Source organism: Enterococcus quebecensis (assembly GCF_001730365.1).
GTDB lineage: Bacteria > Bacillota > Bacilli > Lactobacillales > Enterococcaceae > Enterococcus_L > Enterococcus_L quebecensis.
The window spans coordinates 145,538-172,525 of sequence record NZ_MIKB01000014.1 but is presented as its reverse complement, the minus strand read 5'-3'; the positions used below and the strand labels follow the sequence as shown (position 1 = coordinate 172,525).

19 protein-coding genes and 1 pseudogene are annotated in these 26,988 nt (G+C 32.2%); 15 read left to right on the top strand and 5 right to left on the bottom strand.

Features of this window, described 5'->3' with window-relative positions; all coding sequences use genetic code 11:
• The first annotated feature begins 23 nt into the window (after positions 1–23).
• From BCR23_RS08780 to BCR23_RS08760, 5 genes are all read left to right on the top strand, one after another.
• Positions 24–4,604: a leucine-rich repeat domain-containing protein gene (locus BCR23_RS08780; protein ID WP_069635117.1), complete on the top strand. Its 4,581-nt coding sequence runs from the start codon at positions 24–26 to the stop codon at positions 4,602–4,604.
• A gap of 214 nt (positions 4,605–4,818) precedes the next feature.
• Positions 4,819–5,502: a winged helix-turn-helix domain-containing protein gene (locus BCR23_RS08775; protein WP_069635116.1), complete on the top strand. Its 684-nt coding sequence runs from the start codon at positions 4,819–4,821 to the stop codon at positions 5,500–5,502.
• Positions 5,503–5,660: 158 nt separating this feature from the next.
• A complete protein-coding gene (locus BCR23_RS08770) occupies positions 5,661–8,447 on the top strand; it encodes a putative mucin/carbohydrate-binding domain-containing protein (protein ID WP_069635115.1) in 2,787 nt (928 codons plus the stop codon).
• A 555-nt stretch (positions 8,448–9,002) separates the two neighbouring features.
• Positions 9,003–9,884: a hypothetical protein gene (locus tag BCR23_RS08765; RefSeq protein WP_141706724.1), complete on the top strand. Its 882-nt coding sequence runs from the start codon at positions 9,003–9,005 to the stop codon at positions 9,882–9,884.
• Positions 9,854–10,267, top strand: a complete 414-nt coding sequence (locus BCR23_RS08760) for a hypothetical protein (protein ID WP_069635113.1) — start codon at positions 9,854–9,856, stop codon at positions 10,265–10,267. Before BCR23_RS08765 ends, BCR23_RS08760 begins: the two co-directional genes overlap by 31 nt.
• 61 nt (positions 10,268–10,328) lie before the next feature.
• Here BCR23_RS08760 and BCR23_RS14745 read toward each other — a convergent pair whose 3' ends face one another.
• The gene (locus tag BCR23_RS14745) at positions 10,329–10,481 is read right to left on the bottom strand and encodes a hypothetical protein (RefSeq protein WP_167352164.1); all 153 of its coding nucleotides are present in this window, start codon (positions 10,479–10,481) and stop codon (positions 10,329–10,331) included.
• A gap of 1,109 nt (positions 10,482–11,590) precedes the next feature.
• Here BCR23_RS14745 and BCR23_RS08755 point away from each other — a divergent pair.
• The 8 genes and pseudogenes from BCR23_RS08755 (at position 11,591) to BCR23_RS08735 (ending at position 19,324) form a co-directional block, all read left to right on the top strand.
• Positions 11,591–13,204, top strand: coding sequence for a 6-pyruvoyl-tetrahydropterin synthase-related protein (locus BCR23_RS08755; protein WP_069635112.1), 1,614 nt, complete (start codon positions 11,591–11,593; stop codon positions 13,202–13,204).
• 43 nt (positions 13,205–13,247) lie between these two features.
• Positions 13,248–14,030: pseudogene (locus BCR23_RS08750) on the top strand (glycosyltransferase family 2 protein); the annotation flags it as partial.
• A gap of 417 nt (positions 14,031–14,447) precedes the next feature.
• Positions 14,448–16,493: a GBS Bsp-like repeat-containing protein gene (locus tag BCR23_RS08745; RefSeq protein WP_069635111.1), complete on the top strand. Its 2,046-nt coding sequence runs from the start codon at positions 14,448–14,450 to the stop codon at positions 16,491–16,493.
• A gap of 450 nt (positions 16,494–16,943) precedes the next feature.
• Positions 16,944–17,147 (top strand): DUF3173 family protein, encoded by a 204-nt coding sequence (locus BCR23_RS14500; RefSeq protein ID WP_071870077.1) that lies wholly within the window; start codon positions 16,944–16,946, stop codon positions 17,145–17,147.
• 4 nt (positions 17,148–17,151) lie between these two features.
• Positions 17,152–17,313 (top strand): Arm DNA-binding domain-containing protein, encoded by a 162-nt coding sequence (locus BCR23_RS14495; protein WP_083241925.1) that lies wholly within the window; start codon positions 17,152–17,154, stop codon positions 17,311–17,313.
• A 42-nt stretch (positions 17,314–17,355) separates the two neighbouring features.
• Positions 17,356–17,601, top strand: coding sequence for a tyrosine-type recombinase/integrase (locus BCR23_RS15010; protein WP_141706723.1), 246 nt, complete (start codon positions 17,356–17,358; stop codon positions 17,599–17,601).
• Positions 17,602–17,884: 283 nt separating this feature from the next.
• On the top strand, positions 17,885–18,304 hold the full coding sequence (locus BCR23_RS08740) for a site-specific integrase (RefSeq protein WP_069635110.1): 420 nt from the start codon (positions 17,885–17,887) through the stop codon (positions 18,302–18,304).
• A 183-nt stretch (positions 18,305–18,487) separates the two neighbouring features.
• Positions 18,488–19,324: a metal ABC transporter permease gene (locus BCR23_RS08735; protein ID WP_069635109.1), complete on the top strand. Its 837-nt coding sequence runs from the start codon at positions 18,488–18,490 to the stop codon at positions 19,322–19,324.
• A 135-nt stretch (positions 19,325–19,459) separates the two neighbouring features.
• On the opposite strand, the gene BCR23_RS08730 is transcribed toward BCR23_RS08735, so the two are convergent.
• From BCR23_RS08730 to BCR23_RS08715, 4 genes are all read right to left on the bottom strand, one after another.
• Complete coding sequence (locus BCR23_RS08730) at positions 19,460–20,653, bottom strand: beta-barrel domain-containing protein (RefSeq protein ID WP_167352163.1); 1,194 nt, start codon at positions 20,651–20,653, stop codon at positions 19,460–19,462.
• 229 nt (positions 20,654–20,882) lie between these two features.
• On the bottom strand, positions 20,883–21,350 hold the full coding sequence (locus tag BCR23_RS08725; protein ID WP_069635107.1) for a hypothetical protein: 468 nt from the start codon (positions 21,348–21,350) through the stop codon (positions 20,883–20,885).
• The gene (locus BCR23_RS08720) at positions 21,343–23,580 is read right to left on the bottom strand and encodes a peptidase domain-containing ABC transporter (protein ID WP_069635106.1); all 2,238 of its coding nucleotides are present in this window, start codon (positions 23,578–23,580) and stop codon (positions 21,343–21,345) included. The genes BCR23_RS08725 and BCR23_RS08720 overlap by 8 nt, the downstream gene beginning before the upstream one ends.
• 90 nt (positions 23,581–23,670) lie before the next feature.
• Positions 23,671–23,877, bottom strand: coding sequence for a hypothetical protein (locus BCR23_RS08715; RefSeq protein WP_069635105.1), 207 nt, complete (start codon positions 23,875–23,877; stop codon positions 23,671–23,673).
• 277 nt (positions 23,878–24,154) lie between these two features.
• Here BCR23_RS08715 and purR point away from each other — a divergent pair, with 277 nt between their 5' ends.
• Positions 24,155–24,973 (top strand): pur operon repressor, encoded by an 819-nt coding sequence (purR, locus tag BCR23_RS08710; protein WP_069635104.1) that lies wholly within the window; start codon positions 24,155–24,157, stop codon positions 24,971–24,973.
• Positions 24,974–25,346: 373 nt separating this feature from the next.
• Positions 25,347–26,492 (top strand): ArgE/DapE family deacylase, encoded by a 1,146-nt coding sequence (locus BCR23_RS08705; RefSeq protein WP_069635103.1) that lies wholly within the window; start codon positions 25,347–25,349, stop codon positions 26,490–26,492.
• Positions 26,493–26,988 lie beyond the last annotated feature (496 nt).

Genomic DNA, 26,988 nt, shown 5'->3' with positions numbered 1-26,988 from the left:
ATAAAAAATGGGAGGGAAAATAGATGAAAAACAGAGGAAATATCTTTTTAGCATCACTTTTTTGCTTATTATTCAGTAGTTTATTTTTATTGAAAGGGGAAGTTTCTTTCGCAGATGATCCTAAGGATTATTTTACTGAATTAAATAAAGAGGGGGATGTCGTACAAGGAACGATATTTAAACCAGATAAACCAGTATTTAGACCAGAGTACAAAGGAGAGGATTTACTAAGAGATGTTGTGAAATCTAACGGAGTGACGCCTTTTTTTTATGATTTTTCTACTGCAATCCCATACAATAGTGATGATATTATGTACTATAATAATGTTGGTGTGTACAATAACAAGCCAGTCTCCCTAAAAATGACCCATCTTGTAGGCCCAAAGGTTTCTACTGAAAGAATGGATTACAAAACGATTTTAGGTAGATCGGGTAGTACAAACCAACATGTCAGGCGGATGAATCGCGCTTCTGGAGAAGGGAGTATTTCTTACCAATTAGTTTATACAGATACTAAAAAAGTAGTTTCTGGAATTTATCTTGAAATGCCTGTGTTGATTTTGAACCCTAGTTATTCTGCGAAATATCCGGATATTGGTTTTGATGGCTTTGAAATGAATAACTTAAAAAAAGTCTATTATCATCGTCTGGAAGAGCAGCTAACTATTACCTATTATGACATAGTTGCCAAAGATTCTAAAAAATTGCTTCGATTAAATTATAGTAAGAAGACAAATTATGAGAAGGAAGCTCGCCAGTACGTTACGGTAGTTGATAACGACTATCCTACAGTAATTGGTTCCTACAGTCTTTATGATGGTTTTAGTATTCATAACTTTGTGGGGGAAGTTAATACGCCTGGGATGCCCAATTACTCCCAACCAAACATTGAGGGAAATAAAACTGAAACCTTTACCGCAGAATATCAAGTAGAACAAACGTTAATACCTGCCTATGAAAAGAATTATCCTGATAACGTGACAATCATTTTAGAAGACAAAGAAAAATTGTTCACGACATTGGATTCTGCCACTGTTCAATTAGTTGACAGTGGAGGGAATGACATTACAAGTAATGTAACGGTAAAACCGATTGGAACAACTAAATTAAGTGTTACTTTATCTAAAAGTACATTACAGGAGTTAGGAAGGAATCGGATCGACATGAAAGTGGCGATAGATAAAATTGATGTAACAAAAGCAAACAAGTTATACAATGCGTCTACAGGAACAATCAAGTTACCTTTAACAACCTATAATATTAGACAAGATGAAACAGAAGAAATTATATCTGATTCGAGCACAGCCTCTGCTGAAGTAATGCCGCAACTTTCTGCGGAATATGTTACACCAACAGTGCCAGTAGGTAGTTCAACTAAGGATTTAGATTTAAAGAAGCTCTTAAAAAATGTGAGCAGTAACATCCCAGGAGATGAGATAATATACAGTGTACTTCAAGATAAAGAGTTCAATACTGTTAAAGTGGATAGCCTAGTGGTTAAGATTCAAAGTGAATTGATGCCTAACGTGATAAAAACGGTTATGGTTCCTATAAATGTGACGGATGAGTTGATCAGCACTGATTTTTTTGAAAATCAAGCATGGATTATTGACAATATAAATGAGCAATTAAAACCAAAGAAAATTGGTTCAAATGTTTATCTATCCGATTTAATGACCATTACAAAGATTGATACAGAGAAAACACGACCATTTAAAGGACAGCATATCCCTAAAAATATTAAAGCTCTTAAAAATCTAGAGTTGTTGTATTTGAGAAATACAAAGATGAGCGGTTCATTGCCGCAAGAACTAGGTAGCTTAACAAATATGACCGATTTACGGATTTTCGATAATACCTTGACGGGTGGAATTCCGAAAGAATTGGGGAACTTAAAAAATTTAGAATATCTTTATTTGGATATGAATGACTTAACTGGAACCATTCCCAAAGAGATCGCACTATTACCAAAACTGCATAGCGTTTATTTAGATAGAAATAAATTTGTAGGCCTATTACCAGATTTTAAGGATGGACTTAAGATTCTTCATGTAGGAAGTAATCAATTAACGTATAATTCAGACCAAGTTCCAAGCTTTATAACAAGTGCTGTGAATAAAGGGATGAATGAATCTTTTTTGAGTACATTATCTTTAAAAGGCAATGGAGTATTGACTGTTAATGACGGGGAAATCATTCGTCCATTTGATCCAGCAGCTGCCAGAACCTTTGACTTACATGCATTTTCAACAACGAATGGCAAACAGGCGCTTTATGACGAGCATATTTATACCATTAAAAATCAAGATGGAACAGTGTTATATGAAGGAAGTGCGGAAAAAAATGTTTCGATTTCCCATAAAAGAGGAACGAAATATACCGTAATATTGGACAAAGCAGATAAAAATCCAAATAATGTTTTTAAGGTAACCGTTAAGGAAGAAGATGTGATTACCGCGGCCTTTTTTGAAAATCAAGCTTGGATTATTGATAACATCAATGATCAATTAAGCCCTAAAAAAATCGATGTAGATGTTTTTCAATCTGATTTAGACACGATCAAAAAAGTTATTACAGATAATAAACGACCATTTAAAGGACAACATATTCCTAAAAACATCAAGGCTCTTACAAACCTGGAGTCACTCCATTTAAGAAATACAAAGATGAGTGGTTCACTGCCAGAAGAGTTAGGCAATTTGACGAAAATGAAAGATTTACGTATTTTTGATAATACGTTAACTGGAGAAATCCCAAAAAGTTTAACGAATTTAAAGGATATAGAGTATCTATACTTGGATCAAAATGGGCTAACTGGAACAATTCCTACAGGATTAAAAGATTTACCTAAGCTTCATAGTCTTTATTTAGATAAAAATAAATTAGTAGGTCTATTACCAGATTTTAAGGATGGACTTGAGATTCTTCATGTAGGAAATAATCAATTAACGTATAATTCAGACCAAGTTCCAAGCTTTATAACGAGTGCGGTTAATAAAGGAATAGATGAATCCTTTTTAAGTACATTGTCTTTAAAAGGCAATGGAGTATTGAATATTAAGGAAGGACAAATCATTCGTCCATTTGATCCAGCAGCTGCCAATTACTTTGATTTACATGCATTTTCAACAACGAAAGGCAAGCAGGCACTTTATGGCGAGCATATTTATACCATTAAAAATCAAGATGGAACAGTATTATATGAAGGCAGCCCAGTAAAAAATGCCTCAATTTTTCATGAAAAAGGAACAACATACACAGTGATCCTAGACAAAGCAGATCAAAATCCAAATAATGTTTTCAAGGTAACCGTTAAGGAAGAAGATGTGATTACGTCTGACTTTTTTGAAAATCAAGCTTGGATTATTGATAACATCAATGATCAATTAAGCCCTAAAAAAATCGATGTAGATGTTTTTCAATCTGATTTAGACACGATCAAAAAAGTTATTACAGATAATAAACGACCATTTAAAGGACAACATATTCCTAAAAACATCAAGGCTCTTACAAACCTGGAGTCACTCCATTTAAGAAATACAAAGATGAGTGGTTCACTGCCAGAAGAGTTAGGCAATTTGACGAAAATGAAAGATTTACGTATTTTTGATAATACGTTAACTGGAGAAATCCCAAAAAGTTTAACGAATTTAAAGGATATAGAGTATCTATACTTGGATCAAAATGGGCTAACTGGAACAATTCCTACAGGATTAAAAGATTTACCTAAGCTTCATAGTCTTTATTTAGATAAAAATAAATTAGTAGGTCTATTACCAGATTTTAAGGATGGACTTGAGATTCTTCATGTAGGAAATAATCAATTAACGTATAATTCAGACCAAGTTCCAAGCTTTATAACGAGTGCGGTTAATAAAGGAATAGATGAATCCTTTTTAAGTACATTGTCTTTAAAAGGCAATGGAGTATTGAATATTAAGGAAGGACAAATCATTCGTCCATTTGATCCAGCAGCTGCCAATTACTTTGATTTACATGCATTTTCAACAACGAAAGGCAAGCAGGCACTTTATGGCGAGCATATTTATACCATTAAAAATCAAGATGGAACAGTATTATATGAAGGCAGCCCAGTAAAAAATGCCTCAATTTTTCATGAAAAAGGAACAACATACACAGTGATCTTAGACAAAGCAGATCAAAATCCAAATAATGTGTTTACAGTTCAAAGTAAAATACCTGAACTGAAATTAAACAGTATACCATCAAAATTATCTTTTTCAATTACAGCGAAAAGCAACCAGAAAAAACCAGTAAAACCAATAGATGGGCATGCTTCTGTCTTTGATAATCGGGGCAAAGGTAATTGGCAACTAAGCATTCTGCCAAGTGAGCTGATTTCTGGCAACAAAAGACTAATTGGGGAATACCAATATCTCAATACGAATGGTACTGCGAATACAATTATAATGGGTCAAAAAGTATCGATTGAAAAAGGCTCGAGTGATGAAGAGAATGAAATCATTCCAGTTTCTGAAAAATGGACGGACAAGCAAGGTCTGCACTTTAATGTTAATCAATCAAACTATTTGGGTGATTATAAAGGTAGTATAACGTGGATCCTGGAAGATGTACCGAGGTAAAAAATAAGTTTAACAGACAAAGTTTTATATTATTATTTATTCAGATTTTTAGGTAAACGAGGCAGAAACGTTCGTTTCTTGCCTCGTATACTATGTAAAAAACATAAAAAATACAACGGAATTTGTTTTATTGGCAACTAAAAAAGAGTTACTAAACAACATAATTCCTAGTTAAAAGCTTACATAAAAATTAATTTGTTTGGAGGAAACAATGATGTACACAATTAAGTTTTTGACTGATGACGACTCGCAAGAAAATAAACACATTGACTATTTAAAGGGAAAAGGCTGGGATGTTTCACCAATTCAAATAAACAAACTTCTAGAAACGGAAGAAAAAATGACAGCTATTATTATAGAAGAAAATACGATTCCTATAACTTGTTGTTGGTTGATGGAATTGACGCAACGATTTGACCTACCTATTTATTTATTTTCGACTGGTGGAGGCTCAGAGGCAAATATTGTTTACTTACAATTAGGTGTAAAAATCTGTTTTGCCGAAAGAACCAATGCTGAAGAACTTTTTCACACACTGACGAATTTGTTGACACATAACCTGTTGGAGCGAGCAAGAGGTAAAGAAAAAATAGCACGCTCAACAAGTCTAGAATTGAACCCAGAAAATTTAAGTGCCATAGTCGACGGGGAAAGGGAAATCATTTTAACTAGAAAAGAATATCAGGCGTTGGAAATACTATATGACAATCCATGCGTGGCAATTTCATATCAGGAGTTTAAGAAACATTTATGGGATACAGAACATAGTTTAAACAATGAAAACTATCGAATCGCCAATGTTATTTTTCATTTAAGAAATAAAATTGAGAAGAATACAGCAAGGCCTAGATTTATAAAGACAGTTCGTTCAAGAGGCTATATGCTAGACATTAGGTAAAACCAAGAAATGTTGAGATAGAAGTGTAGTTTATATTAGGCACTTCTATCTTATCCTGTATTTTTTATCAATAAACTAATTAAATTAAACATTACATAGATAAGCTTAGGTGAGATCAGCAAATACCCAATCCGAAGCATTAACGAAGGGGAAAGAATGTGAAACAAAAAATATTTATTAGCATAATTTTACTAATTGGACTATTTTCAACAGGACAATCAGCTGCTGCTGAAGTGAAAGAGAAGGAAATTAAAAGTATTGAAGAACCTGTCTGGTTATTTAAAGCGGGTATCTCTAAAGGACAAAATCATGATCGTCAGGATTTAGGCTTCATATTAGCTGAAAATACTGTTTTAAAGGTTCGACAAATAAATACAGAAATCAAAAATAAATTAACTGTTCGCCTCCTATCTAATGATTCAAAAGAAGAAAAATCTATAAGTGTGGGTTCTGAATGGACTGAGATTTCCAGTGAGGCTGTAACTGTTCCTTTTGTGGATACACCATTTGGTAATGTGAATGCAACGATTGAATTTCAAATTGAAAATGATAAAATTCAAAAATTATTACCAATTTATGAGAAAAAGGAAAACGAAACTCAATTTTTCAATCTCTGGGATCAAATGGATAGTGAGTTTGCGTTGATTAAGTCAAAAAATTTTCAGTTTTTTTTACCCCAAATAGATAAAGAGTTACTTAGAAAATCAAAAGATTTTGACTCTATTGATGAGCTGATTGATCATTATGAAAATATATTCGATACATATGATAAGTATATTGGGTTAGATAATTCATCGTTTGAAAATCAACAATCAAAAAATCGTTATTTTTTGAAAGCTGATACGAATGGTCCAGGCGGTGCTTATTATGGACATATTTGGACGGCTAATTCTAAAAATAATACGGTCTTGTGGCTAAATAAAATGAGTTGGGGTGCGCTCCATGAAATTGCGCATGGGTATCAAGCGGAATTCAAAAATAAAGGGCTATATACAGGAGAAGTATCAAATAATTTATTAGCGGCTCAATATCAATATGATCAGTATGGAAAAGAAGCAGATCGGTTTAGCTGGCTATTTAACAACGGTAAAAGAGAAGCGGTAGATAATAATTTATATCAGAGAACGATTGTTAATGGGGAAGGATATTCTGCGCTTGATTTACGAAGTCAATTAGTTCTATTAGCCATGTTAAAACAAAAAGCTGGAACAAATACGTATGCGAAACTATATCAAGAATATAGAAAGTTAGCGCTACAACCAGATGTCAAAAAAGAAACTATTTTATTCCCAGATTTGATGAATAAGTATTATAGTGAAACAACTGGTTTAGATTTTACTCCTGCCTTAAATAAGTGGAAAATTCAAACCAGTAATTTTCAAGATGAGATCAATCGTTATCAAAACTACGAAGCGGTCGCATCATTGGTTAATATTGTACCGTCAAGTCAATTAGCTAATGCGCGTAAACTTGTAGATCCAACCATTCTCATGAATTCCAATTTTGAACTGGTTAATAATAAAGATATTGCTCCTTTAGGATTAAAAGGGGACGTTACGATTCATTTAGCAATCGATGATATCAATGTTTTAAAGGGAAAAACATTGAAACTCAAAGAAGGACGTCGTGTGATTCAAGAAGTTGAGATTGATCAAGAAAATATTCATTTTTATAATGTTCCCAATGGTGTTTATACAGTTGGATTTTCTAATGAATCGAATGAGTATAGATATAAGGGACACTACGTGCATATCAAAGAAAAAAACAATGAAGCAACGATTGAAATGGAGAAACTGAATTCAAGTGAATTGATGAATCAAACAATCAAATTTTTAGGTCTTAGTGATTATACATTTGCAAATTTAGAAACGGATATAAATAATGAAACAGCCACGTTCTCTGTTACATCAAGTACTCCTCATTACTTTTATGCAAATGAATTGTATGCGTCAATAAAGGTTTTTGATGAAAATGATCAGGCTATTTATTCCAAAGAAATTGAAGGAATGAATGCTCAATTGGTCAAGGACGTGATTCCTATGAAAAAAGGGTACAGAGTTGTACTATTTCATGCAGAGACTAAAAAACGATTAACAAATGGGGAAGGGATCATTGATTCTACTTCAAAAACGAATTCATTTAAAATGACCGAATTAGGGCTGCAAAATGAGACTCTTAAAAATGATTTAGAAGCTACTTTAATTAATAAAATTACTGAACAAGCATCACAGATCAGCAGTTCAGAAATACCGAAAGATACGATTGGATTAAATGGTATCAAACAGCTTTTTATGGCAATTAATGCCTTAAGTGAACCGAATCGATCCACTTATTTAGAGAAGTACAATGATTTGTTTGAGCGGTCATTAGAATCAGCAAACAGCAAAGCAATAGTTGAAGTGACAACACCCGATTTAAACGAAGAGCAATTACCAGAAGAACCGATCGGTCCACCAATTGGCTCAGGCAATTTTACAATAAATGCTGTATCTGACTTTAAATTTGATAAAATTCAAATCGGTCAAACGGCAAAGGCTCAAGTTGAAGTAAATAAAAAGCTTGGTTTAGAAGTAATCGATAAGCGGGGGACAGGCGGCGGTTGGAACGTTCAAGTGGCTATGACCGATTTTGTTGCAATTGCTAAAGAGCAAGAAGTAGTATTGAAAGGTTGGAGCTTAACGATACCTAAAGGCACCGTTACTAGCAAACTAGGTGATTTATCTGCTCCTCCTGAAACTAAAGAAGTCATTATAAATGCCGCAAACGCTGCTCAATTTGTATTTTCTGCAGAAAAAGATCATGGTTTGGGAACGTATTCTTCCATTTTTATGGATGAAAAGACGTCTCTTGAACAGGCTGTTCGCTTATCAGTGCCAGCTTATGGAAAAATCGGACAATACAAGTCGGAATTAACATGGTCGCTAATTGATGCTCCTTTAAATTAAGTTATGTACACATGAAAGGTGAAAAAATTCATGAGCTAAACTATTCTAATGTAGAAAGTACTTTAAGAATAGTATACTCAAATGAAGATATAGAGGTTGTAAAAGGATTAGACCAGAATTTTTAGGATAATTCTCTTGACTAGCCATTTTTATTCTGCTAAAGTATATCTTGCTTATTAATCGTAATTGTTTCGATTTGTTTCGGTAAATCGAAATGGAATATAGTGTGATAACAATGTTCTCACGGTTGTTTCCACGAAAAAATTTGGCTTCTAAAGCCTTATATAGCAGGGAGGAATAAGATTTTGGAGATGCTTTCATATGAGTTCAGAGTTAGTAACGGATAAGGTAAAAACACTGTGAAATAAGCGTTTCTGTCAATCTTGTTTTGTGCAAGTAAACATAAAAAAGACCTACTGTTCTCACGAATGTTCCCAGTAGGTCTTTTTTATGTTTATCTATTTTAATAAAATCATAGAAGTAGATATCGACTTTAGGTATAATAAAAATAACATAAAGTGAACGTTTTTCGGGTATAAGGAAGGTGAGATGAAGATGAAAAAGTTTTTTGTAATGTTAGTAGGGATTTGTTGGTTGACTATGTTCAATTTTGCTATTGTAGAGGCACAAGAAATAGCGGAAAATGATTTGGTTGTTGAAAGTGGTGAAATTAGTGCAGAAATGGATTCATATGCAAAAAATAATGTATCAAAAAAATTAGTCTCAATGATAATTCCTGAGGGGAAAGGATACGCAGAACTAAATGATTATACATTGGGTTCAGGAATTAGTATGTTGAATACTTATGAAAAAGTTGAGGAAAGAACTGCTGTGTATCCTATATACTATGATGGACAAATTGTCTATACGTATATGTTGAAAAAAGATGATGGACAATATGTAGACACATTGGGAGTGTCTCTTGTTAAAGAATTAAATGAATTAGCAGTAAAAGAAAAAGATTCTGAAGTACCAGTTAAATTATTTAATAAAGGTTATGATATTTATTACACTGATGGGAATGAAAAGACAGAACTTTTATATCAGGCTCCTATTCAAAGTGATGTTCAAAAAGAAACTACGGTGGAAGAAGTCGTAGATGTGATTTCAAGTGAACGCACTGAGGTAGTTGATGTGAGTGAAGAAAAAGAATATGTTAATCGTCCTTTAACTTTAGCAGAAAACAGAAATGAATTAAATAAGGGAAATCCTATCTTTGTGTTTTCTAAAGTAGAATATGATGCAAATGCAAAATATGATTACCATGCATTAGTTCTTCATGGATGGGTAAGTCCAGAAAAAGGATTGAATGTTTATTATATTTGGAATCCTTGGTATCCACATACAAATTGTATTGATGGAGGTGTAAAATCACCAACACTACCATTTCCAGGAGGGAAATTTAAATGGGAAACATCAATAAGAAATTTCCAATAGTTATTTGTCTCTTTATTATACTAGTTGTGGCAGTCCTTCTTTTTTTTCCAAAAGTATCTAAGCCTAAAGAAGAACAAGTATCAGCTAAAGAATATATTTTCCGTTTTTTATTAGATAAACATTGGAAAAATGAAAGTCAAAATACAAATGTTGTCTTTAAAAGTAAAGATATGAAAAAATTGGAGATTATTGAAGATGGAGAAAAAAATAGCATGTTTTATAACTATGATGAGAAATCAAAAGGAAATAGTTTTATTTTCACTAATAATAAGAGTACCTGCCGTATTGAAATCAAAGGGAAATCTACAATAACATATCAATTTGCTTCAAATATTGAAGGGAATGGCGGACTATCTGTTCCTATTGAACTTACTTCAAAATAAACATCAAAAAGACCTACTATTCTTGCACGAATATTCTTAGTAGGTCTTTTTTCTTTATTTTTTAGCTTTCTTTAATGAGTCCGACAGAGTATGAAACGTTCTCAATGCTATCTTTATTGTGCGTCAATTCTTTCACTTCATTGTTGACATTTTTAGCATGTTCAGAATCGCCAATATCTTCTAAAATTGTTATAAAATTATTGATTTGTTGCATATATTTAAGTTCTCCAGTTTGTAACCAATCAGCTAAATTTTCGAGATATTTCAAATTCATGCGATAACTATAGTTACTATTTGATAGTAACTTTCTAGGATTTTCTTTTTTGTAGATTGGTTGTTTGGATGGTTACCACAATAATAATAGAGATGATTAAAAATTTCTTGTTGATCCTCCCAACTTGTTAATGCGAAAAATTCTTCCGTCTGAACGTTAAGTTGTTTCGGTATAACCTCAAATGATTCAAGAGAGATTAAGTTATGAAAACATCGAAATGACGTTGGGAATATACTCACATTTATATCCAAATGAAGATGTAGATGTTATAGAAAGATTGAATCAAATTATTTAGAATAATTCTCTTGACTAGTCGTTTTTATAATGCTAAAGTATATCTTGCTGTTTAATCGTAATTCTTACAATTTGTATTTTTAAAGCGTAATAGGCATAGTAAGAGAATCTGTTGTTCTCACAACTGTTCCAAAAAAAATAAACTAGGCTTCTAGAGCCTTGTGTAACAAGGAGGAATAAGATTTTGGAGATGCTTTCATATGAGTTCATAATTAGTAATAGTTAAAGCAAAAACACTGTAATATAAGCGTTTCTATCAATCTTGTTTTGTACAAATGAATGAAAAAAATACTTACTGTTCTCATGAATGTTCTCAGTAAGTATTTTTTTATGTACTATATTGGAGAAAATATGACAATAAATGACATTTAGTTCTTTCTAAGGTTGCTCATCAAATTAATAAATTTGATAAAATGTAACTATCGATTGTATACATGAAATAATTACTACTGTAGATGTTACGAATCCATATGGATTTTTTCTTAGAATCAAATAGATTAAATAAGTTAGTTTTGTTCATGATATTAGTAAAAATTTTTTGTAAATTATTTTATATTCTAAGTGTCAAATTATTCTGGCTATGTTATTATTAATAGGTTGGGTTTATTTTTGATATACTTTTTGTTTATGAAGAGGTAAAGCTTCATGTGAATTGATGCATAAAAGGAGCAATTTATTTTTAATTAAAATTAATTGAAATGTTGTTATATTAAATTGAAAACGTTTAAACACTATTAAATTTGTGAGGGTTTGCTATGAAAAAAATAAGTTCTATCAAAGTTACTCATTATCATGTTCTAGGGTTATTTATTGTGCTAAGTTATATCTATGGTATAACCCAATTCAAAAATAATGATATCATTAAAACTTTTGACCTTGAATTTCAGTTGAGTCGTATATACAGTTTGTCTGATGTATTTTTTTCCCCAACAAACTTTGATACGTTTGGTTCATATGGGCAGCCAATCAATATATTTTATGGTTGGTTGACAGTTCTGCCTGCGTACCTTTTCTTTAAAATATCAAATAATATGGCAAGTGCGTACAATATGTATTTATTTTTCATTACTTTTGTAACGTTACTATGCTCTTATTTCTGTATGTATAGAATATATAAAGAAAAATTTGTTAGTGTATTTTTTTCCTTAATTTATACGTTCTCTATGTATAGAACCCTAAGTATCTTTTTTAGAGGAGCACTTGGAGAAGTTATCGGCATTGCATTTTTACCTTTAGTGTTTGGTGCAGCATATGGAATCATATTACAAAAAAAAGATGAATGGCTTCTCTTAAGTGTTGGTTTCTCATTGCTTATTTATACGCATGTATTGTCTACTATTATTACTTTTGTTTTTATTCTTGTCTTTTACATATCTGCTATGGTGAGTAAGTTAAGTTATAAAAAGGAAATCACCATATCTTTTCTAAAAGCTGGTATAAGTTCTGTTATTTTATCATTGCCTTTTTTTATTTCGTTACTTGAAGAACAAACTTTTCAAAGAATAACACCTCCTGGATGGTCAGATTTAGATAATAGAGCGCTCACAATGAAGCAGTTGATTTTAGGGGCTGTCAGACAAGATTTTACAACATATTCTTTTGGAATTATTCTATTGATATTAACAACTATTACGTTGCTCCTTTTTTTCAAATTGAAAACACAATATAAATATATACTAATTCTAGGTATATTGACTTTATTGATGACAACAAAGCTTTTTCCTTGGAAACTTGTACAGGAAACACCGATCATATTGATTCAATTTCCATGGAGATTGATGAGTATAGCAACACTGTTCTTGTCTTTTATTTCTAGTTATGTGATTAAAAATCTTTTAAAAAAAGATGAATTAAAGATGGTGGGAGTATGTATTACAGCTATTATTTTAATTTTTATAAACGTGTATTCCATTTCACATTCTCCCTTCGTTAATAATAGAATAGGTTCGGATGATATTCCCAATATAATTAGTAGTTATAAAACTGATAATTACAAGCCTGTTGGATATGAAAAGTATGATTATTTAACAAATGACCATCTTGTAAGTATTGACGGTGTTCCAAAACAAACTGATAGAGTAGTAACTGAAAATGAATATAAATTTAAAGTGATTACAACTAAATCTGATGAACTAATATTACCCATCTATTTTTATAAAGGTATGCAAGTTTTTATTAATGAAAAGAAAGTAGATATTTCTCAAGCTAATCACCCAATGATTTCTATCATGTCAGTATCAGGTGAAAATAATATAAAAGTTGTTTTTAGATATTCTATGTTGAGTAAGTTATCTGTGGCTATTTCCATGGTATGGTGGATTGTTATTGCTATCTGGTTGCTAAAGCACAACAAACTATATTTGAAATAAGAAATATTTGTTATTTAGAAAATAATTTTTATTTTAAATATGAACGAATTCTTTGGAGTATATTTTTATTAATGACGGATCGAAAGACCGTACCTTAGATACCTTAAGAAAACTTTATAAAGAATATCCGGACAAAGTTCGCTATCTTTCTTTTTCAAGAAATTTTGGCAAAGAAGCTGGACTGTATGCTGGATTGAAAGAAGCCAAAGGTAGTTTAGTGACAGTAATGGATGTCGATTTACAAGACCCTCCAGAATTATTACCAAAAATGATTAAGATGTTAGAAGAAAATAAAGATTTAGATTGTATTTGGACAAGGCGTGGCGATCGTGAAGGAGAGCCGGTTATCCGTAGTTTTTTTGCTAAGCTATTTTATCGCTTGGTTAATAAAATTGATGATACTGAAATGGTTGATGGGGCTAGAGATTTTCGTCTAATGACTCGTCAAATGGTTGATGGAATTTTAGAATTAACAGAATATAATCGTTTTTCAAAAGGGATCTTTAGTTGGGTTGGTTTTAACACCGAATATCTATCTTATGGAAATCGAGAGCGCGTGGTGGGAGCTACTTCGTGGTCTTTTTGGATACTCTATTGATGGCATTGTAAACTTTTCAGAAGCACCATTAATATCGCTTCTTATGTCGGTGCATTTTCATGTATTGGCTCTGTACTTGCGATGTTTATAATTTTCTTTAGAACAATCATTAAAGGTGATCCGACTAGTGGTTGGCCGTCAATGGTTTGTATTATTTTATTTGTTGATGGACTGCAATTACTTTGTCTAGGGATTATAGGGAAAATATTTTTGGAAACGAAAACGTGACCAATATATATTATAAAAGAAACAAATGAAGATTATTGAAATGTCTAGTTTTAAAACAGACTTTATTTAATGGAATAGAGTTATTTTTAAGTGGTACGCTTGAGCAGCTCTCCACTTAAATTTTTTATAGTATATTTATAGTAAATAAAAACATGCTATATATTATTTTTGTGAAACAGATAGAGATAAATAAAATTAAATAATTAGACTATTTCATATGAACGATGTTACTCGGTACACTCACTTGCTAAGGGTGTAAAAAGAAGAGTTATAAATTACTTTTAAAATTAGCAGCATTATTAGTACTTACACTACTTATCAAGTACTAAGTCTACAAAATAGCTGCTTAACATAAATAAACAATGTAATATGTTTAGTATTTATTAAATGGAGTTACTAGAATAGGAGAGTGTCAGGGTGAAAAACAAAAAAACTCATTTGTTTGTTTTAATTTGTATGATATTTATAAGTACATTTGGGGTGTTGCAAACTAAAGAAGTTGAAGCGGCAGTTATTGGTGATGATTATCCTACTAAATGGAAAAATCTGCCATTAGGTGGTGCAATTGACGATTGGAGACTTTACACAAGGTATTGTACTTCGTTTGTGGCAAATAGATTAAGCAAAGTTAATAAATTTGATATTCGTAATGGTGGGTTGGATTGGAATGCCAACCAATGGGCAAATAATGCTAGAAGACAAGGTTATCGTGTTGATAATACACCTAAGATAGGATCTGTTGCACAGTGGACAGGAAAATATCATGTTGCGTGGGTAGCAGATATTAAAGGAGATCAGGTGCAAATTGAAGAATATAATAATCCTGCTGGTTCGGGTACTTATAAGACACGTTGGATAAATAAAAATGATCCAGATGCCTACATTCATTTTAAAGACATGGCAGTAACTATACCTGTTCCAACTGGAAAAACAACAGTAAGTAAAGAAGGAACTATGGTCACAATTACCTCAACGTTCACTGGAACATCGGAACAATTAGCAGCTATTAAGAAAGTAGAATATCCAACATGGTCACACAATAATACAGCTAATAAAATATGGCACACTGCTAAAAAAATAAACAGTAATACGTATCAAGCTCAAGTTGATTTTAGTATATATAAGCAGTATGGATTGTATTCGACTCACAGCTATGTAACAATGAGTGACGGGCGTCAATCTACTTTTGCTAATAATAATGGATACACATTAAATCCTCCTATATTTCCAGAAGGGACAACGACTGTTGAGTTGGAAGGAGACGTTGCTGTTGTAACATCTATATTTGCAGGAACATCACAGCAATTAGCAGCCATAAAGAAAGTGGAATATCCAACATGGTCACATAACAATTCGGCTAATAAACTATGGCACACGGCAACGAAGATAAACGAGACTACGTATCAAGCGCGTATAGCCTTAAGTACCTACAAACAATATGGATTGTATTCAACTCATAGTTACATCACAAATAAAGACGGTTACCAAAAATCATTTGCTAATAATAATGGATACACGTTAAATCCTCCTATATTTCCAGAAGGAACAACAACTGTAGAATTGGAAGGAAGTACGGCGGTATTAACATCAACATTTACAGGAACACCTGAACAGTTAGCAGCTATAAAGAAAGTAGAATATCCAACGTGGTCACATAATAACACATCAAATAAAGTATGGCATATGGCAACAAAGATAAATGAAACTACGTACCAAGCAAGAGTTGATCTAAGTACTTACAATCAATATGGGTTATACTCAACCCATAGTTATATTACAAACAAAGATGGTTACCAAAAATCATTTGCAAAAAATAATGGTTATGTACTAGATCCACCAGCGATACCAACAGGAACAACGACAGTGGTATTAGAGGGAAATATAGCAGTTCTGACATCGACATTTACAGGAACATCGGAACAATTAGCAGCTATTAAAAAAGTGGAGTATCCAACATGGTCACACAACAATACACCGAATAAAATATGGCATATGGCAACAAAGATAAATGAAACTACGTATCAAGCACGAATTGACCTAAGTGTTTATGATCAGTATGGGCTATATTCGACGCACAGTTATCTGACAATGAACGATGGTCGAGAAATATCATTTGCAAAAAATAATGGTTATGTACTAGATCCACCAGCGATACCAACAGGAACAACGACAGTGGTATTAGAGGGAAATATAGCAGTTCTGACATCGACATTTACAGGAACATCGGAACAATTAGCAGCTATTAAAAAAGTGGAGTATCCAACATGGTCACACAACAATACACCGAATAAAATATGGCATATGGCAACAAAGATAAATGAAACTACGTATCAAGCACGAATTGACCTAAGTATTTATGATCAGTATGGGCTATATTCGACGCATAGCTATCTGACAATGAACGATGGTCGAGAAATATCATTTGCAACAAATAATGGATATACATTTGAGAAACCGCAATAAAGTGTTGTTATCAATAGACTAATGATATTTTTCTGAATACCTAGTGAGATTAGTAGTTGGTTAAATAAGCTCTTAGTATTATCTTGTCATATTTAATAAGTAAGAACAGCAATGATTGTTTGCTCTAATGTTAGCAATCATTGCTTTTTCTATTTGGTTTATGATGAGTGGTAAATGAGTTTATAATTAGTAATAATTAAATAGAAAATACTTTAAAATAAGCGTTTCTATCAATCTTGTTTTGTATAGAGGAATTAAAAAAGACCTGTTGTTCTCACAAATGTTCACGGTAGTTTTTTTAATTAGTCAGAAACGTATAACTAACTTTCTTTAATTAGTCCAACAGAATAAGAAGCGTTAGTATTTATATCTTTATGGTGAGTTAAATCTTTGACTTCTGCTTTAACGTTTTTTGCATGATCGTAGTCGCCAATATCTTCTAAAATAGTGATGAAGGTAGAAACATGTACAAAACAAGATTTGATAGCTAGAGGCTACTGTGAGTATCAAGCACGAATAATTATTAAATCAGCAAAAAAAGAAATGGTTGAACGTGGGTGTGTGTTCTATTTAGGCAATAGGGTTGGGCGCATCCCATGTTGGTTTGTTGAGGAAATGCTTGGTTTTGAGTTTGGAACAGGAAAAGAGGTTTAACTCTATGGCTAGAAAATCAAATGTTTATAAAGATAATAACGGTTGGTATTGTAAAGCTAGTTTAGGTAATGATCCACATACAGGAAAAAGAAGAACAAAGACTAAGAGGGGGGTTAAAACAGAACGAGAAGCAAAGAAGGCGTATATGGAGTTTATGCTTTTGTAGGAATTTCAATAAGAAAATATAGGTGATAAAACTAACGAAAACATGACTTTCAAAGAATTTACTGATTCTGTATTTTTGCCATGGTATCAATCACAAGTTAAACCGAATACTTACAATAGGAGAGTATTGTATTTGAAAGAAAGGTTGTCTATATTTAATGACAAAAATCTTAGAGAGGTAACTAAACTAGAGGTACAATTACTTCAAAGTCAGTTAGTATCTGAAAATTTAAGTGGAAGCTATATAAACCTGTTGTTCTCATTAGGTGGTATGATCTGGGTGGGGTAGGGCAAAAAAATTTGATTTAGTTCAAGAAAATCCTTTCAGAGAAGTAGGTAGAGTCCGAGTTAATCCGAAAAAAATAAAATTTTGGACTGTTAGTGATTTTAAAAATTTTTACACCAGAACTTGAAATTCAAATAATGAGAAAAGAAAAATTGGCGTATAATCAATATTATGATTTTTTTCATTACTTGTATTTTAGATTTTTATTTTCTACAGGTCTAAGATTTGGTGAAAATGCTACGTTATTATGGGAAAATATAAATTTAAATAATGGTAAGTTGAATATATGTTAGGTAATGTGGCTAAACATAAAAATGAGCAATACCTTTCAACACCTAAGACAAAAAGCAGTGAAAGAGAGCTATACTTAGATAGTAAAACTTTAAAGCTAATTTGCATATGGAAAGAATATCAATCAAAAGTAGGAAATGTAGAGTTAGTGTTTAGCCATGATGGTACATTTCTAGATCAAGGATGGATGTGGAAGAAATTTAGGACATTACAGAAAAAATTGGAGTTACCCTTTATTAGCATTCATGATTTAAGACATTCACATGCAAGTATGCTTGTTCATTTGGGAGAAAATCCAAAAATGATACAAGAGAGGTTAGGGCACGCAAATATAGAAATGACGTTAGGAACCTATTCTCATTTATACCCAAATCAAGATGTAGAACTTGTGAAAAAATTAGATCAAATAAACTAGAAATAATTTACTCTTGACTAGAATTTTTTATTCTGCTAAAGTATATTTTGCGTTATAAGTGTAACGTTTACGATTTGCACGTGTTAATCGTAACGAAGTAAACTATGATCTATTGTTCTCAAAAATGTTCTCACAAAAAATAAGAGGCTTGAAAAGCCTTGTTTAATAGGGAGTTGAACGGTTTTGGAGATGCTTTCATATGAGTTCATGAGAAAAGCCTTTTTAGCAGCAACCTTTATTTCGGTAATTGCACCGATGTTGGGCGTATTTCTTGTAATCAGAAGACAATCTTTAATGGCAGATACTCTTTCTCACGTATCGTTGGCGGGTGTTGCGTTGGGCTTTTTCTTAAATTGGAATCCTGATATCATGACGCTTGTTGTTGTGATTATTGCAGCAATTATTTTAGAATATCTACGGATGGTTTATAGTACGTACTCGGAAATCTCGATTGCGATTTTAATGTCGGGAGGATTAGCGTTAGCGTTGGTCTTGATGAATCTAAGTGGAGGTAATTCAGCTGCCAGTATCCAGTCTTATCTATTTGGTTCGATCGTCACTATTACGTGGCAGCAAGTTATTATTTTAGCCGTTCTTTTTGTAGTATTAGTGACGTTGTTCTGTTTATTTAAACGGCCAATGTATGTGCTGACCTTTGATGAAGATACAGCTCATGTGGATGGACTACCGATTCATTGGATGTCGATGCTCTTCAACGTGATCACTGGTGTGGCCATTGCAGTGATGATTCCAATTGCTGGGGCGTTATTGATTTCAGCGATCATGGTCTTACCTGCTGCAATTGGGATGCGGATCGGTAAAGGCTTCAATACAGTGATTGTTATTAGCGTCATCATGGGATTGATTGGCATGTTAACAGGATTGACGGGTTCTTATTATTTAGAAACGCCGCCAAGTGCCAGCATCACGCTGATTTTTATTGGGCTATTTATTCTGGTCAGTATCATTCGTAAATTAGTTGTTACAACGCAGCGGAATAAGAAAATGAGTCAAAGATAGAGAGTAAATTTTTTTAAAGCAAAAAGAGAGACAACTATTCTTCTGATTTTGAAGAATGTTTGCCTCTCTTTTTGCTTTTAGTCTAAGTGGGATGGATGTAGGATAGTTCAATTAGATATGTATTCATCACGAATACTATCCCTGTTGGAAGTTCAATTGTTTTAAAAACCAATCTAATAAAGATTCTTTTTCATAGACAATATATGAAATAGTCGGCATAGATTGTTTGAGTTGAATGATTTCTTTTTCATTTTTTAAGTAGTCTTGATTTAATGAGATTTTTAACGAATAAAACAGTCCTCCAGACAGGTCATCTTTCTTTAATGAGTTTGAAATAGCTTCAATTTTTCCAGTGATAAATTTAAATTTATTTGCATTTACACCATTCAAATAAATTTTTACTTCATCAGTAGTATTTACTTTGTTACGATCCTCTTCAGCAATGAATGCATCAATAAATTTTGATGCTGTTTGGTTAGTTTCAGTAAAAATAAATCCGATCTTTTGTTGTTGTTGAATCGCATCGCCTTGTTTCAGTTCTTCAAAATAATGAAGTAAACCAGCATTATTTGCGCGAATAAGTGATTGTTCTTTGAGTTCTTTTTTTACTTTTAGTTTTTCATCTAACGCATCTATCTTTTCGATTAAGGCTTCTTTTTTTTCATCCGCTTCTCTAATTAATTGATTAAAGTCATCACTTTTAGTAAGTTCATTTCGTTTTAGTTCTAATTGCTGGATGTCGGTATCTATGCTATGAAAAAGTCTAGATACTTCACTTTGTTCATTTTGTAGATCTAATTGTTGGCTTGATTGCATCGAATTCATTTCTGCTTCTAAATCAAGAATGTCCTTGTTTTTATTTTGAATTTCCATTTGGATGGATTCATCATTGTCTTGTTGAAGACGCACAACTAAACTATCTCTTTGAGACAATAACTGATTCAAAGATTGTTGTTTTCCTGTGTGTTCTTTGGCATATTTTTCAGCGATTAGCAGTTTTTTATTGTTAGACTCTGAAAGAAGGCGATTTTTTTCTTGTATGTTTTTTTCAATTGAACGGGTTAAAAGGTCTATTTCTTTTTGATTGCTATTTAAATTTTCCAAATAGCTATTGATTTTTAGAAAATATATTTGTTCTGCTTCTTCATTCTTTAGAAGGTTTTCTTTTTTTTTGATAGACTCAATGTAACGATCTAGGATATTTAATTTCAATTTTGATTGTTGTAGTTGTTTATCCCATTCAATCTGTTCTTGATTACTCTCTCCTGTTTCTAATTCGAGAATGATATCATCTTTTTTTATTATATCTCCAGATTTTTTGTGAATCATTTTTATTTTTCCGTTTTCAAGAGAACTTACGTTTACGGTATTTTTCATTTCAACGGTTCCTTTGACTTTTACTATATAATTTTTAGGAATGTATTTTAATGAAAAAATCGAAATAACAAGTATAATAAAAAGTCCGTATATGAAAAAATGAATCAGTTTGTGGGGTGATTTTTCTATATATAATCTACTATTTTCAAAGCTCTTTTTATCATAAAATTTCATAATCCAACTATGCTATGGGTTTAAATAGATCTATTTCTGCCAATCCTTGTGAGTTTTCTAAATAAACCATATACTCCTCTCCAGAATCGATTAAATCTTCTTCCCAAATATGAATTTTCATTTTTGATTGAACATACTCTATATCCTCAATTGAACCCTTAAATTTGGAATATAGGCAATTTGGTACATTCACGTTGCCTTTAAATTGTGTGTTTAATGCACTATTTGCTTTTAATGTTTTAGTGGTTTGAACCATTAAGTCAAAATCAGAATATAGTATCCCGTTTTCATCAATTTGGCTATTATATTGACGTGTGATTAGAGGGCCTTTTGTTTGGATTTTTGCAACTGAAAGAAAATTTGTGTATTTGGTAATTTCTTTGTACAGGTCTACTACTTTGACCATCTTCTTTTTTCTAATTAAAACATTGATTAATTTTAAATTTTTATTTGTTTCAATTGAAATTTTAGACATACTCAATATCCTCACATTCATTACTTGTTGTTTGTATTTTATCTGTATCATATAAAAATTGTTTTTCTATGATTTCTCGATAAGTTTCGTTCTCTTTTAAAAGGGTCTCGTGATCTCCGCTTCCTAATATCTTGCCATTGTTTATTAAAAAAATAATGTCACTCTTAATTACAGTGGAGATTCTATGGGCGATTGTGATAGTCGTTTTATTCTTGGTCAATTCATTAATATATTGTTGGATCCGATACTCGTTAAAGACATCTAAGCTACTGCTAAATTCATCAAAAATATACAGATCTTTGGGAGTCGTGAAGGCTCTTGCAATTGCGATTCTTTGTTTTTCTCCCCCAGATAGATTAGAACCGAATTCTTCAACAATACTGTCATATCGGTTAGGTAAAGTTAAAATGAATTCATGAATACCTAAATTTCTACAAAGAGAGACAATTGTTTCATATGGAACATCGTCGTTCCCTATACGAATGTTATCTAAAATGGTTCCAGAAAATAATTCAATGTCTTGAGAAACGTAACCAATATTATTTCTTAAAAAATCTAAATCTAAGTCTCTAATTTCGTAATCGCCAATGAAAATATTTCCTTCATTTATTTGATAAAATCCCATCAGTAATTTAGCTAAGGTACTTTTACCAGAACCGCTCTCTCCAACTAATGCCACTTTTTTACCTTCTGGAATAGTAAAGCTTAGTTGATCAATAATTGGTGGAGTAAACCCGTGTTGAAAAGATACTTCTTTAAAGAAGATATCTTTTTTTAGAGAACCACTTTTTATGTTTCCTTGATGTTCTGTTTTCAAATTGATAATTTCGTCTAGCCGAGCAATTGAAGTTTTGGCTTCTTGTATTTCCAATTGTAGGCTCAATAAGTTATTGATTGGCGAGACAAAATAATTGCTTAGCGTGTTAAATACAATAAAAGTTCCTAAGGTAATTTGGCTATCCATTATTAGACTGGCTCCGACTAGTAAAAAAAGTGCTTCACCAACATTCTCAATGAGATTTGCCAAAAAACTTTGAGTATTTTTTAATTTAGCTAAGTCGAAATCTACTTTTTGTAAAGTTACGGTTTTTTGTTCAAAGGAGTCGGAATTATGATTTTCTGCTCTGAAACTTTTTACAGTTTCGATATTACTGATTGTTTCAATTACATGGGAATTTAGAATGCTCTCTTGAATAAGATATTCTAATTTTTTCTTTTGAAATGGTTTTCTATACATCAATACAAGGATGATACTAGCAAAGATTATCAATAGTAATACAAAAAATAACTCTTTATTGATCATAAGTAAGATACCACCTGTGATGATTGATAAGAAAATATCAAGAAATAATGAGACAGTGATCTTAGTAAATATTGCTCCAACAGTTTCTACATCTTGAAATCTTGTTAAAATATCGCCACTTTGTCTGTTTACGAAAAAGGTATAGGGTAATTTTAGAATATGTCTAAAAAAACCTGACATCAAAGGTATCTTTACTTTTAAAGAGATAAAGTTGATCATATGCTGTCTAAAAAACAACAAAATAGAACGTGTTAAATAAATGATGAGAATTACTATTACATAGATGTATAAGCTGTTTTTTATGGAATAGGGGATGACTTCATCATAAATTAATTTTGAAAAAAAACCTGTTATGATGCCAAAACAAGTCGTTAAAAAGCTTGCTAAAAAAATAGTCGCTAAAATTTTCTGTTGTTTGAAAAAAAGAGAAATGACAAACTGCTGTAAGTGAATTCGTTCATCATTTTTTGTTTTTGCTTCGAAATTTTCCAATGGAAGCATCAAAATTAAAATACCTGAAAAAACGTTTTCAAAATCAGTGTAAGAGTATGACATTAATCCTAACTCCGGATCAGCTAACAAAATTTTTTCAGGTGTGATTTTGTATAACACAACAAAGTGATCATCACCGTATTCATTTGTCACCTGAGCAATTGCTGGAAGCGTCATTGTTTTATCGAAATTTTCAATAAATACTTTGACCGCTTTCACGTTGAAGCCCAGATGTTCCGCACCTTCTTTAAGACCTAAAATAGAGGTGCCGTGTTGAGTTGTACCAACGATTTCTCTAATTGAAGCAATAGGTAGATTTTTTTTGTAAAACTTGCATACCATTGCTAATGCTGCTGCACCACAATCTGTTGAATCATGTTGCTGTATGTAAGGGTACTTTTTCTTTAGAAAATAAAGTTTGATTTCCGAGAACATAATCAGTAAATCCTTTTCTGTTTAAAATTAAACTAATATAAATTGAATGTTTTTATATCATGTATTGTTTTATTATTGTTCTATAAAAACTTAACGAGCTGGCTGTTTTCCAAAGAATTTAGAAACTGTGTTTACAGCACCAATGATTCCTTTAACTGTTGATACCACTTTGATACCTGTTGATACTGCTTTTTTTGCCCATTTCCAAGCTTTTTTAAAGAAGCCGCTACCTTCCAAGTACATCATTTCCTCATTTGTCAATTCTACATAATTGTTAGGCATAACTAGTTCATTCATAATTTTTCCCTCCATATAATTTATTTACATTAGATTGATATAAAAACATTCAACTTATTTCTAATCAAATATTAACTTAAAGTTGAATGGTAGTCAAGCTTATTTTACTAAAAGAGTGATTAAAATTAATGTGAACATTTATAACTGGAAAATAGATAAATTTTGCCTATAGGTTCAATAAATACGAACAATTTTTGTTTTTTTTAAATAAATACTCGAAATTTCCTGTAAAACAACTTATAATAGATAGGATACATTAGTAGAAGGAGTGAGATTTTTGAAAATTCGGAGAAGTGAACGATTGATTGATATGACACAATATTTGTTAGATCATCCACATACATTAGTTTCTTTAACCCATTTTGCACAGCGCTATAAATCAGCCAAATCATCAATAAGTGAGGATTTAGCGATTATCAAAAAAACATTTAAACAACGAGGAACGGGAATTCTTGAAACAATTCCAGGGGCTGCTGGTGGAGTTCGATTTATCCCTGAAATTCCCTATGAGGAATCAAAAGAGTTAGTACTGGCTTTGTGTGAACGTTTGTCAGAACAGGATCGTCTGTTGCCAGGAGGATATGTGTATCTGTCTGATTTGTTAGGACAGCCAGAGTTATTGCGCCAAGTGGGCCGAATTATTGCTTCTAAATATTTAGGGGAACAAATCGATGCAGTTATGACTGTAGCGACAAAAGGTGTACCAATCGCTCAAGCTGTTTCTTACTATCTAAATGTACCGTTTGTGATTGTTCGACGTGATTCAAAAATCACTGAAGGGTCTACCGTTAGTGTAAATTACGTTTCTGGTTCATCAGAACGAATTGAAAAAATGGAATTATCAAAACGCAGCTTAAAACGTGGATCTAGAGTTTTAGTCGTAGATGACTTCATGAAAGGTGGAGGCACAGTTAACGGAATGAAGAGTTTGATCGAAGAATTTGAGGCAGAACTTGTTGGGATCACCGTGTTTGCGGAGTCTAAATTTAAAGGACAACGCGCGATCGATGATTATACTTCACTACTTTATGTAGAAGATGTGGATACAAGAACAAAGACAATCAATGTAGTTCCTGGAAATTATTTTAACGAATAAAACCTGAAATAGAAGTTGGGATGAACCTGTTTAGCTCCGAGAACCAAGTAGGTACTGTGGAACATCAACTTGTACCTTGTTGTGTTTTACATCAATAAGAAGAAATTTTTGTGAATTTCAGCTTATTTTCGAAGTTAATGTGATAGAGCAACACTTAGTATGCTTTTGTCTCACCGTTTTTCCGATTTTAAGGATCTGAGGTATAACTTGAAGAGTTATGTCCCGGATCCTATTTTATTTGGAAAATAACCTTTTTTATTTAACGAATTTTCTAATTAGGTGTATAGTTAAGTTGTAAGCAATTTTATCCAGTTTTTTTCTCACACATGATACGCTAAAAGTCTGGATGATCAAATGAAAGAAGGCAAACAATATGGAAAATCAAGAAAAAGTACAAATTTTAAAGGATATCGTAGCCATCAAATCAGTCAACGGTAATGAAAAAGAGGTCGCTGAGTATTTAAGCAAACTATTCAAAAAATACGATATTGATTCAACATTTTTAGAATTTGAAAAAGATCGTGACAACTTAATCGTTGAGATCGGTAATAAAAATAGTGAGAAAGTTTTAGCTTTTTCTGGACATATGGATGTTGTATCAGCAGGGAATGTGGCGGATTGGACAACAGATCCCTTCAAACCTGAAATTCGTGATGGGAAAATGTATGGCCGCGGCACTTGTGATATGAAAAGTGGTTTGGCTGCAATGGCGATTGCTATGATCGAATTAAAAGAAGAAAATGCAATGTTTAATGGACGTCTTCGTTTACTAGCTACAGTTGGTGAAGAAGTCGGTGAACTTGGGGCAGAACAATTAACAAAAGAAGGATACGTGGATGATGTTACATCAATGGTGATTGGTGAACCTTCTGGATATGCGGGGATTGTCTATGCTCATAAAGGATCAATTAACTTTAAAGTAGACTCTCAAGGGAAAAATGCTCATAGTTCAATGCCACAATTAGGTGTGAATGCGATCGATCATTTGAATGATTTCTATACAAGAGCCAACCAATTATTCCGTAGTGAAATTCACACAGATGAAGTGTTAGGCGATTTTATCTATAATGTAACTATGATTTCTGGTGGTGAACAAATCAATAGTATTCCGAGTGAAGCCAGTCTTCAAGGAAATATCAGAACCATTCCTGGTTATGACAACGATGTAGTGATTAAAAAAATGAATGAACTGATTGATGAATTGAATCAAAAAGAAACATATCATTTAACATTAACTATCGAAGCAAATAAAATCTCAGTCAAAAGTGAAAAAGATTCAGATATTGCTAAAATCGCTCAACAGGTAGCGAAAAAACATGTTAATGTAGATATTCCAATGGTGGGTGTTTCTGGAACTACAGATGCTGCAGAGTTTACCAAAGGCAAACAAGCATTTCCAGTCATTATTTTTGGTCCTGGTAATGAAACGCCTCACCAAGTAGATGAATATGTAGATGTGGATAACTATTTGGAAATGGTGGATATCTATAAAGAGATGGTGACGACTTATTTGAATTAACTGGTCGCCATAATATAAAATTGCCCAACTCTATGATAATTTAAAAGAACTGATTGAAGTACTAGGGAAAAATATGAAGATACCACTCAAATTTGTAAGAATCACTAGTATTTCTTACAAAAATTGACTAGGGCAACTTATGTTATTAGTTTTGGCTGATAATATGAGGCTCTGTACGAGGATGTCCGTCCTTTTACAGAGTGCCTTTTTTCGCTCTAATTACCTGATTTTAAACACAAAAAAATGATATTAGTCAGCTACTAATACCACGAAGCGTTCGTTAAATTAAATAACCATTCACTAACAGTATTGAGCAAGTAAAAAAGAGTGGGAAACTGTTCTTACTTTTAGTACAATAATATTAGTCAATAAGAAATTATTGGCGAGGCAACTTGTATTCTTAGTTTTGGCTGATAATACAGGTCTCTCTTTAGAAGATGTCCGTCTTCTGACAGGGCGCCTTTTTTTATTTTATGTTGTAAATTTATTCTAATGT

What these genes read in the sequence shown, in the direction of transcription:
- BCR23_RS08780 (WP_069635117.1), top strand. Translation starts at nt 24, where the DNA reads ATGAAAAACAGAGGAAATATCTTTTTAGCATCACTTTTTTGCTTATTA.
- BCR23_RS08775 (WP_069635116.1), top strand. Translation starts at nt 4,819, where the DNA reads ATGTACACAATTAAGTTTTTGACTGATGACGACTCGCAAGAAAATAAA.
- BCR23_RS08765 (WP_141706724.1), top strand. Translation starts at nt 9,003, where the DNA reads ATGAAAAAGTTTTTTGTAATGTTAGTAGGGATTTGTTGGTTGACTATG.
- BCR23_RS08760 (WP_069635113.1), top strand. Translation starts at nt 9,854, where the DNA reads ATGGGAAACATCAATAAGAAATTTCCAATAGTTATTTGTCTCTTTATT.
- BCR23_RS14745 (WP_167352164.1), bottom strand. Translation starts at nt 10,481, where the DNA reads ATGCAACAAATCAATAATTTTATAACAATTTTAGAAGATATTGGCGAT.
- BCR23_RS08755 (WP_069635112.1), top strand. Translation starts at nt 11,591, where the DNA reads ATGAAAAAAATAAGTTCTATCAAAGTTACTCATTATCATGTTCTAGGG.
- BCR23_RS14500 (WP_071870077.1), top strand. Translation starts at nt 16,944, where the DNA reads ATGAAGGTAGAAACATGTACAAAACAAGATTTGATAGCTAGAGGCTAC.
- BCR23_RS14495 (WP_083241925.1), top strand. Translation starts at nt 17,152, where the DNA reads ATGGCTAGAAAATCAAATGTTTATAAAGATAATAACGGTTGGTATTGT.
- BCR23_RS15010 (WP_141706723.1), top strand. Translation starts at nt 17,356, where the DNA reads ATGACTTTCAAAGAATTTACTGATTCTGTATTTTTGCCATGGTATCAA.
- BCR23_RS08740 (WP_069635110.1), top strand. Translation starts at nt 17,885, where the DNA reads ATGTTAGGTAATGTGGCTAAACATAAAAATGAGCAATACCTTTCAACA.
- BCR23_RS08730 (WP_167352163.1), bottom strand. Translation starts at nt 20,653, where the DNA reads ATGATTCACAAAAAATCTGGAGATATAATAAAAAAAGATGATATCATT.
- BCR23_RS08725 (WP_069635107.1), bottom strand. Translation starts at nt 21,350, where the DNA reads ATGTCTAAAATTTCAATTGAAACAAATAAAAATTTAAAATTAATCAAT.
- BCR23_RS08720 (WP_069635106.1), bottom strand. Translation starts at nt 23,580, where the DNA reads ATGTTCTCGGAAATCAAACTTTATTTTCTAAAGAAAAAGTACCCTTAC.
- BCR23_RS08715 (WP_069635105.1), bottom strand. Translation starts at nt 23,877, where the DNA reads ATGAATGAACTAGTTATGCCTAACAATTATGTAGAATTGACAAATGAG.
- BCR23_RS08705 (WP_069635103.1), top strand. Translation starts at nt 25,347, where the DNA reads ATGGAAAATCAAGAAAAAGTACAAATTTTAAAGGATATCGTAGCCATC.